At 52.4% G+C, this 14,907-nt stretch carries 15 protein-coding genes; 4 read left to right on the top strand and 11 right to left on the bottom strand.

Annotated elements, in window-relative coordinates; all coding sequences use genetic code 11:
* Positions 1–3: 3 nt before the first annotated feature.
* The 4 genes from prfB to xerD form a co-directional block, all read right to left on the bottom strand.
* Positions 4–1,102 (bottom strand): peptide chain release factor 2 gene (gene prfB / locus E4Z61_RS21110; RefSeq protein ID WP_135324418.1). Its coding sequence is split into 2 segments (ribosomal slippage): positions 4–1,026 and positions 1,028–1,102, totalling 1,098 coding nucleotides; the frame shifts between segments, so codons are not numbered across the junction.
* Positions 1,103–1,192: 90 nt separating this feature from the next.
* On the bottom strand, positions 1,193–2,926 hold the full coding sequence (recJ, locus tag E4Z61_RS21105; protein WP_135324417.1) for a single-stranded-DNA-specific exonuclease RecJ: 1,734 nt from the start codon (positions 2,924–2,926) through the stop codon (positions 1,193–1,195).
* A gap of 5 nt (positions 2,927–2,931) precedes the next feature.
* Positions 2,932–3,645 carry a bifunctional protein-disulfide isomerase/oxidoreductase DsbC gene (gene dsbC, locus E4Z61_RS21100; RefSeq protein WP_135324416.1) on the bottom strand — a complete coding sequence of 238 codons (714 nt, stop codon included), beginning with the start codon at positions 3,643–3,645 and terminating at the stop codon, positions 2,932–2,934.
* Between the two features lie 23 nt (positions 3,646–3,668).
* Positions 3,669–4,565, bottom strand: coding sequence for a site-specific tyrosine recombinase XerD (gene xerD / locus E4Z61_RS21095; RefSeq protein ID WP_135324415.1), 897 nt, complete (start codon positions 4,563–4,565; stop codon positions 3,669–3,671).
* Between the two features lie 113 nt (positions 4,566–4,678).
* Between xerD and fldB the strand changes: the two genes are divergently transcribed.
* Entirely contained in the window at positions 4,679–5,200 is a 522-nt protein-coding gene (gene fldB, locus E4Z61_RS21090; RefSeq protein ID WP_045447250.1) for a flavodoxin FldB, read from the top strand.
* Positions 5,201–5,245: 45 nt separating this feature from the next.
* Here the strand turns inward: fldB and E4Z61_RS21085 are convergent, their stop codons facing one another.
* Entirely contained in the window at positions 5,246–5,653 is a 408-nt protein-coding gene (locus tag E4Z61_RS21085) for a protein YgfX (protein ID WP_135324414.1), read from the bottom strand.
* Positions 5,634–5,900 (bottom strand): FAD assembly factor SdhE, encoded by a 267-nt coding sequence (gene sdhE, locus E4Z61_RS21080; RefSeq protein ID WP_096755798.1) that lies wholly within the window; start codon positions 5,898–5,900, stop codon positions 5,634–5,636. Before sdhE ends, E4Z61_RS21085 begins: the two co-directional genes overlap by 20 nt.
* 254 nt (positions 5,901–6,154) lie before the next feature.
* Between sdhE and ygfZ the strand changes: the two genes are divergently transcribed.
* Complete coding sequence (gene ygfZ, locus E4Z61_RS21075; protein WP_135324413.1) at positions 6,155–7,135, top strand: tRNA-modifying protein YgfZ; 981 nt, start codon at positions 6,155–6,157, stop codon at positions 7,133–7,135.
* Positions 7,136–7,178: 43 nt separating this feature from the next.
* Here the strand turns inward: ygfZ and trhA are convergent, their stop codons facing one another.
* Entirely contained in the window at positions 7,179–7,838 is a 660-nt protein-coding gene (gene trhA / locus E4Z61_RS21070) for a PAQR family membrane homeostasis protein TrhA (protein ID WP_135324412.1), read from the bottom strand.
* 163 nt (positions 7,839–8,001) lie between these two features.
* Positions 8,002–8,313, bottom strand: coding sequence for a N(4)-acetylcytidine aminohydrolase (gene yqfB / locus E4Z61_RS21065; RefSeq protein ID WP_135324411.1), 312 nt, complete (start codon positions 8,311–8,313; stop codon positions 8,002–8,004).
* A 52-nt stretch (positions 8,314–8,365) separates the two neighbouring features.
* Between yqfB and E4Z61_RS21060 the strand changes: the two genes are divergently transcribed.
* Together E4Z61_RS21060 and bglA are read left to right on the top strand one after the other, a co-directional pair.
* Entirely contained in the window at positions 8,366–9,094 is a 729-nt protein-coding gene (locus E4Z61_RS21060) for a MurR/RpiR family transcriptional regulator (RefSeq protein ID WP_135324976.1), read from the top strand.
* Positions 9,095–9,214: 120 nt separating this feature from the next.
* Positions 9,215–10,648, top strand: coding sequence for a 6-phospho-beta-glucosidase BglA (bglA, locus tag E4Z61_RS21055; RefSeq protein ID WP_135324410.1), 1,434 nt, complete (start codon positions 9,215–9,217; stop codon positions 10,646–10,648).
* A gap of 65 nt (positions 10,649–10,713) precedes the next feature.
* On the opposite strand, the gene E4Z61_RS21050 is transcribed toward bglA, so the two are convergent.
* From E4Z61_RS21050 to gcvH, 3 genes are all read right to left on the bottom strand, one after another.
* Positions 10,714–11,457, bottom strand: coding sequence for an SDR family oxidoreductase (locus tag E4Z61_RS21050; protein WP_135324409.1), 744 nt, complete (start codon positions 11,455–11,457; stop codon positions 10,714–10,716).
* Positions 11,458–11,518: 61 nt separating this feature from the next.
* Positions 11,519–14,392: an aminomethyl-transferring glycine dehydrogenase gene (gene gcvP, locus E4Z61_RS21045; RefSeq protein ID WP_135324408.1), complete on the bottom strand. Its 2,874-nt coding sequence runs from the start codon at positions 14,390–14,392 to the stop codon at positions 11,519–11,521.
* A 125-nt stretch (positions 14,393–14,517) separates the two neighbouring features.
* Positions 14,518–14,907, bottom strand: a complete 390-nt coding sequence (gcvH, locus tag E4Z61_RS21040) for a glycine cleavage system protein GcvH (RefSeq protein ID WP_135324407.1) — start codon at positions 14,905–14,907, stop codon at positions 14,518–14,520.

The following is a 14,907-nucleotide window of genomic DNA, read 5'->3' as shown; positions in this document are numbered from 1 at the left end:
TCCTCATAACCCTGCTTTCAAACTTGCTTCGATAAATTGATCCAGGCTGCCATCCAGCACCGCCTGCGTGTTACGGGTTTCAACCCCGGTACGCAGATCTTTGATGCGGGAGTCATCAAGGACATAAGAACGAATCTGGCTACCCCAGCCGATGTCTGACTTGGTGTCTTCCATCGCCTGCTTCTCGGCATTCTTCTTCTGCATTTCCAGTTCATAAAGCTTCGCTTTCATCTGCTTCATGGCCTGGTCTTTGTTCTTGTGCTGGGAACGGTCGTTCTGGCACTGTGTCACTAATCCGCTTGGAATGTGAGTAATACGCACCGCAGATTCCGTACGGTTAACGTGCTGACCACCCGCCCCCGAGGCACGGTAAACGTCGATGCGCAGGTCCGCCGGGTTAATTTCGATATCAATATCGTCGTCAACTTCCGGGTAGACAAACGCAGAGCTGAACGACGTATGACGGCGGCCGCCGGAGTCGAACGGGCTCTTACGTACCAGACGGTGCACACCCGTTTCGGTACGCAGCCAGCCGTAAGCATACTCGCCAGCAATTCTGATGGTCACGGATTTAATACCCGCAACTTCACCTTCAGATTCTTCAATAATTTCAGTCTTAAAGCCACGAGCTTCAGCCCAACGCAGATACATACGCATCAGCATGCTGGCCCAGTCCTGCGCTTCGGTGCCGCCAGAACCTGCCTGAATATCGAGATAGCAATCTGCGCTGTCATATTCACCGGAGAACATACGACGGAATTCCAGCTGTGCCAGTTTTTCTTCCAGCGTATCGAGTTCGGCAACGGCTTCGTTAAAGGTTTCTTCGTCGTCGGCTTCTACGGCCAGTTCCAGCAAGCCGGAGACATCCTCCAGGCCCTGACTCATTTGCTCGAGTGTGTCGACAATGGCCTCAAGGGAAGAACGTTCTTTACCCAGCGCCTGCGCGCGTTCGGGTTCGTTCCAGACGTCCGGCTGTTCCAGCTCGGCGTTTACTTCTTCCAGACGCTCTTTCTTGGCATCATAGTCAAAGATACCCCCTAAGAACGTCAGTGCGTTCCGTGAGGTCCTGAATGCGGTTATTTACCGGATTAATTTCAAACATGGTCTGTTTTCTTTTATTGGACGAGTCAAAATGCGGTGTAAGGGCGAGATTTTACCGGATCTGCGCCCTTATTTATAGCGATTACTGGCGCTAAATTGGCCAGATACTGTCGATAATAATCTGCAAACTGCGGTTGCCGCGAAACTCGTTAATATCCAGCTTATAGGCAAGCTGGACTTCACGTACGCCGTTATCAGGCCAACAACTGGTATCGACGTTAAACGCAATACCGTCCAGCAGCGGCCCGCCATCTACGGGCTCTACCATTACCTTCAAATGACGCTCGCCAACCAAACGCTGCTGAAGCAGACGAAAACGCCCATCAAACAGCGGTTCCGGGAACATTTGCCCCCACGGTCCGGCATCGCGCAGCATTTGCGCGACCTCCATGGTCATCTCCGCCGCGGTCAGCGGGCCATCAGACACCACTTCACCTTGCAATAAGGCAGGGTCGAGCCACTCGGTCACCAGCTCGCCGAAACGCTGCTGGAAGCACTCAAACTGCGCTTCCTCCAGCGATAATCCTGCTGCCATGGCATGTCCGCCAAATTTGAGGATCATGTTGGGATACAAGGTATCCAGTCGCTCGAGCGCGTCACGCATGTGCAGTCCCTGAATCGAACGACCCGACCCTTTGAGCGTGCCGTCGCCAGCCGGTGCAAAAGCGATCACCGGACGGTGAAAACGCTCTTTAATTCGTGACGCCAGTATCCCCACCACTCCCTGATGCCACTCGGGATGATACATCGCCAGTCCACCCGGCAACGTCTCGCTGCTGCGCTCAAGCTTTTCGCACAGGGTCAACGCTTCCGTCTGCATGCCCTGTTCTATCTCTTTGCGCGTCTGGTTGAGCGCATCAAGTTCACTGGCAAGCACACGCGCATCACCTATGTTGTCGCACAACAACAGCGCCACGCCAACGGACATATCATCCAGGCGGCCTGCCGCATTCAGACGCGGTCCCAGCGCAAAGCCTAAATCGCTGGCGGCCAGTTTTTGCGGATCTCGATTCGAAATCTCAAGCAACGCTTTAATGCCAGGACGACATTTCCCCGCGCGAATACGGCTTAAACCTTGCCACGTTAGAATGCGGTTATTGGCATCCAGCGGAACAACATCCGCCACCGTACCCAGTGCCACCAGATCAAGCAGATCTGCGAGGTTTGGCGGGACAATACCGCGCTCATCAAACCAGCCCTTATCGCGAAGAAAAGTACGCAGCGCCAGCATCAGGTAAAAAGCCACGCCGACGCCTGCCAGTGATTTCGACGGAAACGCACAATCGTGCAGGTTAGGGTTGATAATAGCCACTGCGCCAGGCAGGGTATCGCCAGGCAAGTGGTGATCGGTAACCACTACCGGGATCCCCAGCGTTCTGGCATGTTCAACACCGCTATGGGAAGAGATGCCGTTGTCGACGGTGACGATCAGTTGAGCGCCCCGGGCATGAGCCTGATCCACGACTTCCGGGCTCAAACCATAACCGTCTTCAAAACGGTTGGGCACCAGGTAGTCAATGTTGCTACAGCCCAACGCACGCATCGCCAGGATACTCAGCGCCGTACTGGTCGCGCCATCGGCGTCGAAATCTCCCACCACGATGATGCGAGTTCCCTCACGAAAGGCGTTATAGAGGATCTCAACCGCCTTTTCGACACCGCTCAGTTGCTGCCACGGCAACATGCCTTTGACGCTACGCTCAAGTTCCAGCGCACTGCGCACACCGCGACTGGCGTACAAACGACGCAGCAGTGGCGGCAAATCCGCAGGCAGGTCGGCAGTCTCGTCGGCTTCACGCCGACGCAGTTGTATCTGTTGTTTCACGCGTATTATTTACCGCTGGTCTGTTTTTCGTGTGCGTCCAGGAATGCTTTCATCTCTTTCGGACCCTGGTAGCCCGGAACGACATAGCCATTGCTCAGGACGATCGCAGGTGTGCCGCTAACGCCAAACTGCACGCCAAGCGCGTAGTGGTTAGCGATATCCACATCACAGGTCGCTGGCTTCACACTTTTACCCGCCATCGCATCATCAAACGCTTTGTTTTTGTCTTGCGCACACCAGATAGACTTCATGTCTTGCTCAGCCTGGCTTTCCAGTCCCTGACGAGGGAAGGCCAGATAACGCACGGTGATCCCCAATGCATTGTAGTCTTTCATCTCTTCATGCAGCTTGTGGCAGTAGCCACAGGTGATGTCGGTGAAAATGGTGATAACGTGTTTTTCCTGCGGCGCTTTGTAGATAATCATCTCTTTTTCCAGCGCGTTCAGGTGCTTCATCAGCAGTTGATTGGTGACGTTCACCGGACTTGCACCACTTACGTCATACATCGGTCCCTGAATAATGTGCTTACCGTCTTCAGTAACGTACAACACGCCGCTGTTGGTCAGTACGGTTTTCATTCCCGCAATCGGAGCGGGTTGAATTTCAGTGCTTTGTACGCCCAACTTAGTTAATGACTGACGAATCGCCGCGTCGTCTGCCTGCACCATGCCTGAAAACGCCGTCGCCAGCAGGGTGAGCATCATAAAGCTTTTTTTCATAACCTATCCTTTCCTGTCAGCACTCACGCACGCGGGTGATGCTGTTGATGTAATTGACGCAAGCGCTCCGTTGCGACATGGGTATAAATTTGTGTGGTAGAGAGATCGCTATGACCAAGCAGCATCTGCACCACGCGCAGGTCAGCACCATGGTTAAGCAAATGCGTAGCAAAAGCATGCCGCAGCACGTGTGGCGACAGCTTCTCACTGTCAATTCCCGCTAACACAGCATAGTGTTTAATTCGATGCCAGAAGGTCTGTCGTGTCATCTGCTGCGCGCGCTGGCTGGGGAACAATACATCAATAGAGACGCCATTCAGCAACCATGGCCGCCCGTGCTCCAGGTATGTTTCCAGCCAGTACACGGCCTCTTCACCTAACGGCACCAGTCTCTCTTTGTTGCCTTTACCGATGACCCGTACGACCCCCTGACGCAGACTGATATCGCTCATCGTCAGCCCCACCAGTTCAGAAACACGCAAACCGGTGGCATATAATACTTCGAGCATGGCTTTGTCGCGTAGCTCCAGCGGCTGCTCAATCAGCGGTGCTTGCAACAATCGCTCTACCTGCGCCTCACTGAGATCTTTTGGCAAACGCTGCGGTAGCTTAGGTGAAGCCAGCGAAGCGCTGGGATCATCATCGCGAATTTTCTCGCGATACAAATGCTGAAAAAAGCGCCGCATTGCACTCAACAAACGCGCGGAACTGGTGGCTTTATAACCCCCATCCATTCGCTCAGCCAGCAGTGTTTGCAGGTCATCGCTCTGTACCGTCGCCAGAGAAACACCACGATGGTGTAGCCATTCAATAAGCATGGTCAGATCGCGACGATACGCACTTAACGTGTTTTCCGCCAGATTTCGTTCCAGCCACAGGGCATCAAGAAATTGCTCGATGCGCGCCAGATCTTGTTCCACTCGCGCCCCTTATTCCACTCTCATTTTTGATGCATTATGCCTCATTGTGCCGTGATTGCGGGGATTCTGATACACTACGCGCAACGCTACAGCAGAATTGAGATGTTTACGTAATGAACATGGGTCTTTTTTACGGTTCCAGCACGTGCTACACCGAAATGGCAGCAGAAAAAATCCGCGATATCCTTGGTCCCGAGCTGGTGACATTACACAACCTCAAGGATGATTCCCCGACCTTAATGGAGCAATACGACGTGCTCATTTTGGGTATCCCAACCTGGGATTTCGGTGAAATTCAGGAGGACTGGGAAGCGGTCTGGGATCAGTTGGATAACCTCAATCTGGAAGGCAAAATTGTTGCTCTCTATGGCATGGGCGATCAACTGGGCTACGGCGAATGGTTCCTGGATGCGCTGGGTATGCTGCACGACAAGTTAGTCACGAAAGGTGTGAAGTTTGTCGGTTACTGGCCAACAGAAGGCTATGAATTCACCAGCGATAAACCTGTTATTGCCGATGGGCAGTTGTTTGTCGGCCTTGCGCTGGATGAAACTAACCAGTACGACCTTAGCGATGAACGCATTCAGGCGTGGTGTGAACAAATTCTCGGCGAAATGGCCGAACACTGGTCCTGATCGTCCGCTGGCTGACGGTTAAGGTCTGCAACCTTACCGTCAGCGCTATTTCTGCATCGATGGTTGTAATATTAACCGACGCAAATCCCGCCACTCGGCATCATCCATACTGTCCGCCGCCAGCCACAGATGCTGACGTTTTCCTGTACCTGACCGCAAGCGCAACATCATGCCCGTTTTCATCATCCAGGGTGCGCTAACGATAGTCCATTCTTGCCCTTGCCAGCGCAGACGACCATCCATCAATAGTCTAATCTCTCCCTGACAAGCGTTGATACGGCGCTGACTGCGCACGCTGTCGAACACCACCAGAGAGAGCAAAATCAACCATAAAGGGGTGTAACTCAGTGGCCAGGGCATCAATAAAATAAGCACCGCCACCAGCCCATGAATGAGCAGCGAAATCCACTGTGCGCGCCAGGAGACGCGTAAATCAGATTGCCACTGGACCACGTTCCCGATTCCGTGTCTGAATAAGCCGTACCATTTGCTCCAGCTGTGCATCAGCCGGCTTCCCATGGTTCATCAACCAGTTAAACAAATCGGGGTCATCACATTCCAGCAAACGGATAAAGATGCGTTTTTCGTCATCACTTAAGTTGTCATACTCATGTTCGAAAAACGGCATGATCGAGATGTCCAGCTCACGCATACCGCGACGGCATGCCCAATGAATACGTGCTTTGTTGTTAATATCCATGTTCTTCTTCCTGTCTCGCGAAAACGAAGTACCCGTTATTGTAACGTGTTTTTCACGCGCTTTTACGGGAATATCAGTAAACGGAAGCACGATCGCTAAATAAAACCACATTAAGTCAAAGGGTTCATCCGTTATGGATGTTTCCTCGCAAAGCTTAAATATGGCACAAATAGGATGTTTAAACCGCTTGCAATGGGCCATAGCTCTTTTACCATTAGTCACTATCACTGCGTTAAGCAAATCAGGACATTATTATGGCTTTTACATCTTTTCCTCCTCGTCAGCCTTGTGCGTCAACGCGTTTGCCTCTGACGCTGATGACGCTTGATGACTGGGCGCTCGCGACCATTACCGGCACCGACAGTGAGAAGTATATTCAGGGCCAGGTCACTGCTGATGTCAGCCAGTTGACCGAGCATCAACATGTGCTGGCTGCCCACTGCGATGCCAAAGGCAAAATGTGGAGCAATCTGCGCCTCTTCCGCCAGGCTGATGGCTTTGCGTGGTTTGAACGCCGTAGCCTGCGCGATGCCCAGCTTACCGAACTGAAAAAATATGCGGTCTTCTCAAAGGTGGTAATTGCGCCTGACGATGAGCGCGTGCTATTGGGCGTTGCCGGATTCCAGGCGCGTGCCGCACTGGATAATCTCTTTAGCGAGCTGCCAACACGCGATAAGCAGGTGATTACGGAAGGTGCTTCCACAATATTGTGGTTTGAACACCCGGCCGAACGCTTCTTGCTAATTACCGATACTGCCACGGCGGAAGCGCTGGTAGAAAAACTGCGCGGAGAAGCCGAGCTGAACAACAGCCAACAGTGGCTGGCGCTGGATATCGAAGCCGGTATCGCGGTGATTGATACCGCCAACAGCGGTCAGTTTATTCCGCAGGCTACCAACCTGCAGGCGCTGGGTGGCATCAGCTTCAAAAAAGGCTGCTATGCCGGTCAGGAAATGGTGGCTCGGGCAAAATTCCGCGGCGCTAACAAACGCGCACTGTGGTCACTGGCGGGTTCTGCCAGTCGAGTACCGGAAGCGGGTGAAGACCTGGAGCTGAAAATGGGCGAGAACTGGCGCCGTACCGGTACCGTGCTTGCTGCAGTTCAGTTGGCGGATGGTCAGGTGCTGGTACAGGTTGTGATGAATAACGACATGGAAGCCGATAGCGTGTTCCGCGTTCGTGACGACGCGAAAACATTGCATATTGTACCGCTGCCGTATTCGCTGGAAGAGTAAAAAAGTACCGCCGGATGGTGCTATCATCATCCGGCATCAAGGATTACGCTTGCCCAACATAAAGATAGATGGCCAGAAAATGGCACACGCTGCCGCCCAGCACGAACCCATGCCAGATGGCATGGTTATAAGGGATACGCTTGCAGACGTAGAAAATAACGCCCAGTGAATAAACCACTCCGCCAACTGCCAACAACGTTACTCCCCCAGCCGCCAGCTTAATCGCCAGTTGATAAACAACAATCAATGACAACCAGCCCATGGTCAGGTAGGTCACTAGCGATAGAACTTTAAATCGGTGTGCAATGGTCAGTTTGAACAGAATACCGAGCAGTGCCAAGCTCCAGATCACAACCATTAACCCGCGCGCCAGTGGCGAGTCCAACCCCACCAGCAGAAATGGCGTATAGGTCCCGGCTATCAGCAGATAAATAGCGCAATGGTCGAATTTTTTCAGCCAGATTTTCGCTCGCTGATGGGGGATCGCGTGATACAAGGTTGAAGCGAGGAACAGCAAGATCATGCTGCCGCCGTAAAGGCTATAGCTGGTAATGGCCATAGCACTGGCATTAGTATCCACAGCCTGAACCAGTAACAGCACCAGTCCAACAATACCAAACACCAGCCCGATACCATGACTGATGCTGTTGGCTATTTCCTCTGCCAGCGAATATCCCTGCGCAATTAATGGCTTCTGAACCATAGCTTACTCCCAAGAGACGAACACTTTCGTGATTTCGTCTCTAGCGTAACTGAGAATGGTTCCAGTGAACACCTGTTAGCTAAAATAATTACTAAAAAACCAATAATTCATAAAAATCATATAGTTAGTTTTTATTTTTCAGCTAACAGCCGTACCATAAAAATTAAAGACATTTAAAATCAATCACATAAAACTGCGTCTGGTCCGGGTAGATCTCTGTAATCACACGTTTAAGCTCTTCGAGGGTCATATTTTCCTGTTGAGCATGTTTTACATTCAACGAGTCCAATGTCACCGTCGAGGTGCCGACCACTTCAATAGTGCAGAAGTACTCGTCATCTTCGAAACGTCCAACCCGCAAAATATCACCGGTTTTGAAGTGGGATTCGGAAGCATCGCGAATAGTAATGGTCTTGCGTCCGGCCAGAATGTCATCCTGGAAACGTTGAAAAAAAGTGATGTCATTTGGCTGCATGTTATTATTCCCTGTAGATGAAGTCTGATGAGTGAGTTTTGCCATTGTGAGTATGTTCTCCCACGCCGCCATCGCCAGTCTCAACAATCTTGAGATGTTGGTCTACAACTATGTCATCAAGAACCGTGACAAAGTCATGTACATGACCATTCGCGAGCTGGCTGATGCCGTAGGGGTTTCGACCACCACCGTGCTGCGCTTTTGCCGCAAACTTAACTGTGAAGGCTACTCTGAGTTTCGCATACGCTTTAAATTATATTTAGAGCAGAATGAACCGCAACAGGCTAATTTCGGAGCCAGCGAAATAATCAGTTTTTTTAAAGGTGTGAATAACGACGAGTTCGACACATTACTCGATCAGGCTGTTGATATTATATTATCTTCCGAGCGTATTATATTCGTCGGCGCGGGCACATCCGGATCGTTGGCTAAATACGGCGCACGTTTTTTCTCTAACGTTGGGAAATTCAGCAACCATATTGATGATCCCTATTTCCCGGTAACCAACGATATGGCCAGAAACGCGCTGGCGATCGTCCTTTCTGTTTCTGGTGAAACAGAAGAGATCCTGCGTTTCGCCAGCCAGTTCAGCCTGCACAACTGCAAGGTACTGTCGGTTACCAGCCATGAGCATTCACGTCTGGCGAAGTTGGCCGACTTTAACCTCTCCTGGCACGTCCCGCAAACCCGCATTGCCGGAGTCTATGATATTACCACGCAAATCCCCGTTATTTATATTCTGGAATCACTGGGCCGCAAACTGGCGAAAAGATTAGCGTAAAAAAACAATCTGTTTTTTTGATGTAACAAATCACATTAAACCTATTTTGTTATATCGTGACATTTACCTTTCCTTTGTTAGACTCAAAATCAGATGATATTAATTTGAGACTGAGCGCAAATGAAAAAACTTACCTTACCGAAAGATTTTTTATGGGGCGGCGCGGTTGCGGCGCATCAGGTCGAAGGCGGCTGGAACAAAGGCGGCAAAGGACCAAGCATTTGTGACGTACTGACCGGCGGCGCGCACGGTGTTCCGCGCGAAATCACTCAGGACGTTGTGCCCGGTAAATACTATCCCAACCACGAAGCCGTCGATTTTTACGGTCATTACAAAGAAGACATTAAGCTGTTTGCTGAGATGGGCTTCAAATGTTTCCGCACGTCTATCGCCTGGACCCGAATCTTCCCGCAAGGTGACGAAACCCAACCGAATGAAGAAGGGCTGAAGTTTTACGACGACATGTTCGATGAGTTGCTTAAGTACAATATTGAGCCAGTCATCACCCTCTCCCACTTTGAAATGCCGCTGCATCTGGTGCAGCAGTACGGTAGCTGGACCAACCGAAAAGTAGTCGATTTCTTTGTTCGTTTTGCTGAAGTTGTGTTTGAACGCTACAAGCACAAGGTCAAATACTGGATGACCTTTAATGAAATCAACAACCAGCGCAACTGGCGCGCGCCGCTGTTTGGTTACTGCTGTTCCGGCGTGGTGTACACCGAGCACGAAAACCCCGAAGAGACCATGTACCAGGTGCTGCACCATCAATTTATCGCCAGCGCGCTGGCGGTGAAGGCTGCTCGTCGTATTAATCCCGAAATGAAAGTCGGTTGCATGCTGGCGATGGTGCCGTTGTACCCCTTCTCCTGTAAGCCGGAAGATATGATGTTTGCACAAGAATCGATGCGTGAGCGCTACGTCTTCACCGACGTCCAGTTGCGCGGTTACTACCCATCTTATGTACTGAATGAGTGGGAGCGCCGTGAATTCAACATCAAAATGGAGGCAAGCGACGAACAGATCCTGCGCGAAGGTACCTGTGACTATCTCGGTTTCAGCTACTACATGACCAACGCCGTTAAAGCGGAAGGCGGCAGCGGTGATGCGATTTCCGGCTTTGAAGGCAGCGTACCGAACCCGCACGTAAAAGCCTCTGACTGGGGTTGGCAGATAGACCCCGTGGGTTTGCGCTATGCCTTATGTGAGCTGTATGAACGCTATCAGAAGCCGCTGTTTATCGTTGAAAACGGGTTTGGCGCTTACGACAAAGTGGAAGAAGACGGTAGCATCAACGACGACTATCGCATCGATTATCTGCGCGCCCACGTTGAAGAGATGATGAAAGCGGTAACGTATGATGGAGTAGACCTGATGGGCTACACGCCGTGGGGTTGCATCGACTGCGTGTCGTTCACCACCGGCCAGTACAGCAAACGCTACGGCTTTATCTACGTGAACAAACATGACGATGGCACCGGCGATATGTCGCGCTCACGCAAGAAGAGCTTTGACTGGTACAAAGAAGTGATCGCCAGCAACGGCGAAAACCTGTAATCCGGATTGCCGGGTGGTGGCCTGGACATTTTATTAGTCCAGGTCGCCATCCGGCAAACAACACATTACTTCCCGCCCGCCAGTTCCAGAAAACTGCCCGTCACGTAAGATGCCTTCTCGCTCAGCAACCAGGTGATGGCCTGCGCAACTTCTTCCGGTTGCCCGCCACGCTGCATGGGCAGCATGGATTTCACGCGATCAACCCTTCCCGGCTCGCCGCCTGACGCATGCATATCTGTGTAGATAAGACCAGGACGTACACCGTTTACCCGTATCCCCTGCGCCGCTACTTCCAGCGCCAGCCCGGTCGTCAGCGTGTCCACCGCGCCTTTCGACGCGGCGTAGTCGATATATTCAAATGGGGCACCGAGCCTTGATGCTGCCGACGAGACGTTAACAATCGCCCCACCCTTACCGCCGTGCTTCAACGACATTCGCTTAACGGCTTCCCGACAACATAAGAAATAGCCGGTGACGTTGGTCGCCAGTACGCGGTTGATCCGCTCGGCGGTAAAGTTTTCGACCGTGCTCTGCTCAAACAAAATCCCGGCATTATTCACCAGTGCGGTCAGCGATTCACCTTCGCGGTCGATAGTCTCAAACATTGCCACAACTTGGTTTTCATCACTGATATCCGCCCGCAGAGCAAATGCCTTGCCGCCTGCTGCCGTAATGTGATTCACCACCTCGGTTGCAGCACGAATATTGTGATGAAAGTTAACCGCAACGGTGTAACCCTCGTCTGCCAGCTGCAGCGCGGTTGCGCGACCAATACCGCGACTGCCGCCCGTAACAAGTGCGATGGTCATAACGTTTCTCCCAAAAAATAAAGGCGCCGAAGCGCCTTTAAAAGGTAGTTGATTAAGCTAATTACTGATATTCGCTCATCGGCACGCAGGAGCAGAACAGGTTACGGTCACCGTAAACGTCATCAAGGCGCTTCACGGTCGGCCAGTATTTGTTTGCCACGCCCGCCGGGAAGACGGCGATTTCACGGCTATAACCGTGGTCCCATTCCGCCACCAGCTCGTTTTGAGTGTGCGGGGAGTTAACCAGCGGGTTATCTGTAAGCGACCATTCACCCGCTTTCACACGATCGATCTCTGCGCGGATTGCCAGCATCGCATTGATAAAGCGATCCAGTTCCACTTTACCTTCAGATTCCGTTGGTTCCACCATCAGCGTACCCGCAACCGGGAACGACATGGTCGGCGCATGGAAACCGTAGTCGATTAGGCGCTTGGCAATATCCAGTTCGCTGATACCGGTCTCTTCTTTCAGTGGACGAATATCGAGAATACACTCGTGTGCCACACGGCCATCGCGACCGGTATACAGCACCGGATAGGCATCTTTCAGACGGCTGGCAATGTAGTTAGCATTCAGAATTGCCACCTGGCTTGCCTGCTTCAGACCTTCTGCGCCCATCATACGGATATACATCCAGCTGATTGGTAGAATAGATGCGCTACCGAACGGAGCGGCAGAAACCGCGCCCTGACGGGTGAGCATACCTTCAATCTGTACCACGCTGTGACCCGGCACGAACGGTGCGAGGTGCGATTTAACGCCGATCGGTCCCATACCGGGGCCGCCGCCGCCGTGCGGAATGCAGAAAGTTTTATGCAGATTGAGGTGTGATACATCTGCACCGATAAAGCCCGGCGTGGTGATCCCCACCTGGGCGTTCATGTTCGCGCCATCGAGGTAAACCTGACCGCCAAACTGATGCACGATTTCGCACACTTCGCGAATAGTTTCTTCGTATACACCGTGGGTGGACGGGTAGGTCACCATGATGCAGGAGAGATTTTCGGCGTGTTGTTCTGCTTTTGCACGCAGATCGTCCAGGTCGATATTGCCGTTCTTATCACAGGCGACAACCACCACCTGCATACCCGCCATCTGAGCGGAAGCCGGGTTAGTACCGTGGGCTGAGGCCGGGATCAGGCAGATATCACGATGACCTTCGTTACGGCTTTCGTGATAATGACGAATCGCCAGCAGGCCCGCATATTCGCCCTGTGCGCCGGAGTTCGGCTGCATGCAAACAGCATCATAGCCGGTCAGTTTTACCAGCCAGTCAGAAAGCTGACCAATCATCTGCTGATACCCTTCCGCCTGCTCTGGTGGGCAGAACGGGTGCAGTTCAGCAAATTCAGGCCAGGTAATTGGGATCATCTCGGCGGCTGCGTTCAGCTTCATGGTGCAGGAACCCAGCGGGATCATTGCCTGGTTCAGCGCCAGATCTTTACGCTCCAACGAGTGCATGTAGCGCATCATCTCGGTTTCGCTATGGTAGCGGTTGAACACCGGATGACTCAGGATGGCATCATCACGCAGCATGCTGTCCTGAATGGAGCGGCTGTCGAGTGCCACATCTTTATCCAGCGAGTCAATGTTCAGGCCGTGACTGTCGCCCAGCAGAACATCAAACAACTGCACCACGTTTTCACGGGTGGTCGTTTCGTCGAGCGTAATACCTACCGCGTTATGAATATCACTGCGCAGGTTGATTTCTGCCGCTTCAGCACGCGCCAGCACGGAGGCTTTGTCAGCAACTTCGACACACAGAGTGTCGAAATAGTGCGCGTGACGCAGCTTCAATCCTTTCTGTTGCAGACCCGTTGCCAGAATATCAGTCAGACGATGGATACGATTGGCAATGCGCTTCAGCCCGACCGGACCATGGTAAACGGCATACAGGCTGGCGATGTTAGCCAGCAGTACCTGCGAGGTACAAATATTAGAGTTCGCTTTCTCACGGCGGATATGCTGCTCGCGAGTTTGCATCGCCATACGCAGTGCGGTATTGCCCGCAGCATCTTTGGATACGCCGATAATACGGCCTGGCATGGAGCGTTTGAATTCGTCTTTGGCAGCAAAGAATGCCGCGTGTGGACCACCGTAGCCCATCGGTACGCCGAAGCGTTGAGCAGAGCCGAAAACAATGTCCGCGCCCTGTTTACCCGGCGCAGTCAGCAAAACCAGCGCCATAAAATCGGCCGCAACGCTGACCACAACTTTACGCGCTTTCAGTTCAGCAATCAGTGCGCTGTAGTCGTGCACTTCACCGGTGGTGCCCACTTGTTGCAACAGCACGCCAAATACATCCTGATGATCCAGCGCTTTTGCCGCATCATCAACAATGACGTCAAAACCAAAGGTTTCCGCACGGGTGCGCACAACATCCAGCGTTTGCGGATGAACGTCAGAGGCGACGAAAAAGCGGTTGGCGTTTTTTAGTTTGCTGACGCGTTTTGCCATCGCCATTGCTTCAGCGGCAGCAGTAGCTTCATCCAGCAGAGAAGCGGAGGCCATATCCAGACCGGTCAGATCCAGCGTCACCTGCTGGAAGTTGAGCAGCGCTTCCAGGCGTCCCTGAGAGACTTCTGGCTGATACGGCGTATACGCAGTGTACCAGCCTGGGTTTTCCAGCATGTTGCGCAGGATAACCGGCGGTAATTGTACGGCGGTATAACCCATGCCAATGTAGGACGTGAAGCGCTTGTTACGCCCGGCGATGGCTTTTAATTCAGCCAGCGCAGCGTATTCGGTCGCCGCCTCGCCCACCTGTGGCGGGGTTGCGAGCTGAATGTCTTTCGGCACAATCTGGCCGATCAGCGCGTTTAACGACTCGGCACCAACGGCATTCAGCATTTCTTGCTGCTGCGCGGCGTCCGGTCCGATGTGGCGTTCAATGAAAGCGCCGCTATTTTCAAGCTGGCTTAACGTCTGTGTCATGGGCGATGGTTCCTGAAACGTGCAGTGAATCGTAGGTGTCTCTACTTACCTGAATACGCAAAATAATTCGCGTTGCAGGTGTGTTGGTTTCCTCGCACACCTGCAACGTGAAGAATGACGCGTATTTATTCGTCTTCTAACAATGCTTCATATGCCGTGGCATCCAGCAGCGATTCGATTTCGCTTTCGTCGCTGGCTTTAATCTTGAAGATCCAGCCGCCGGTGTACGGCTCGCTGTTCACCAGTTCCGGGGAGTCGCTGAGTGCGTCGTTAACCGCCACAATCTCACCGCCTACTGGCGCATAGATATCGGAGGCCGCTTTTACAGATTCCGCAACGGCGCAGTCATCGCCCGCGCTGACGGTTGCGCCAACGTCTGGCAGGTCAACGAAAACCATATCGCCCAACAACTCCTGAGCGTGTTCGGTGATACCAACGGTGTAAGAACCGTCAGCTTCTTTGCGCAGCCATTCGTGTTCTTTGCTGTATTTCAGTTCTGCTGGTACGTTGCTCAT

This window comes from Citrobacter tructae (assembly GCF_004684345.1).
Taxonomy (GTDB): domain Bacteria; phylum Pseudomonadota; class Gammaproteobacteria; order Enterobacterales; family Enterobacteriaceae; genus Citrobacter; species Citrobacter tructae.
This window is presented reverse-complemented; position numbering and strand designations above follow the sequence as displayed.

What these genes read in the sequence shown, in the direction of transcription:
- dsbC (WP_135324416.1), bottom strand. Translation starts at nt 3,645, where the DNA reads ATGAAAAAAAGCTTTATGATGCTCACCCTGCTGGCGACGGCGTTTTCA.
- fldB (WP_045447250.1), top strand. Translation starts at nt 4,679, where the DNA reads ATGAACATGGGTCTTTTTTACGGTTCCAGCACGTGCTACACCGAAATG.
- sdhE (WP_096755798.1), bottom strand. Translation starts at nt 5,900, where the DNA reads ATGGATATTAACAACAAAGCACGTATTCATTGGGCATGCCGTCGCGGT.
- ygfZ (WP_135324413.1), top strand. Translation starts at nt 6,155, where the DNA reads ATGGCTTTTACATCTTTTCCTCCTCGTCAGCCTTGTGCGTCAACGCGT.
- trhA (WP_135324412.1), bottom strand. Translation starts at nt 7,838, where the DNA reads ATGGTTCAGAAGCCATTAATTGCGCAGGGATATTCGCTGGCAGAGGAA.
- yqfB (WP_135324411.1), bottom strand. Translation starts at nt 8,313, where the DNA reads ATGCAGCCAAATGACATCACTTTTTTTCAACGTTTCCAGGATGACATT.
- E4Z61_RS21060 (WP_135324976.1), top strand. Translation starts at nt 8,366, where the DNA reads ATGTTCTCCCACGCCGCCATCGCCAGTCTCAACAATCTTGAGATGTTG.
- bglA (WP_135324410.1), top strand. Translation starts at nt 9,215, where the DNA reads ATGAAAAAACTTACCTTACCGAAAGATTTTTTATGGGGCGGCGCGGTT.
- E4Z61_RS21050 (WP_135324409.1), bottom strand. Translation starts at nt 11,457, where the DNA reads ATGACCATCGCACTTGTTACGGGCGGCAGTCGCGGTATTGGTCGCGCA.
- gcvP (WP_135324408.1), bottom strand. Translation starts at nt 14,392, where the DNA reads ATGACACAGACGTTAAGCCAGCTTGAAAATAGCGGCGCTTTCATTGAA.
- gcvH (WP_135324407.1), bottom strand. Translation starts at nt 14,907, where the DNA reads ATGAGCAACGTACCAGCAGAACTGAAATACAGCAAAGAACACGAATGG.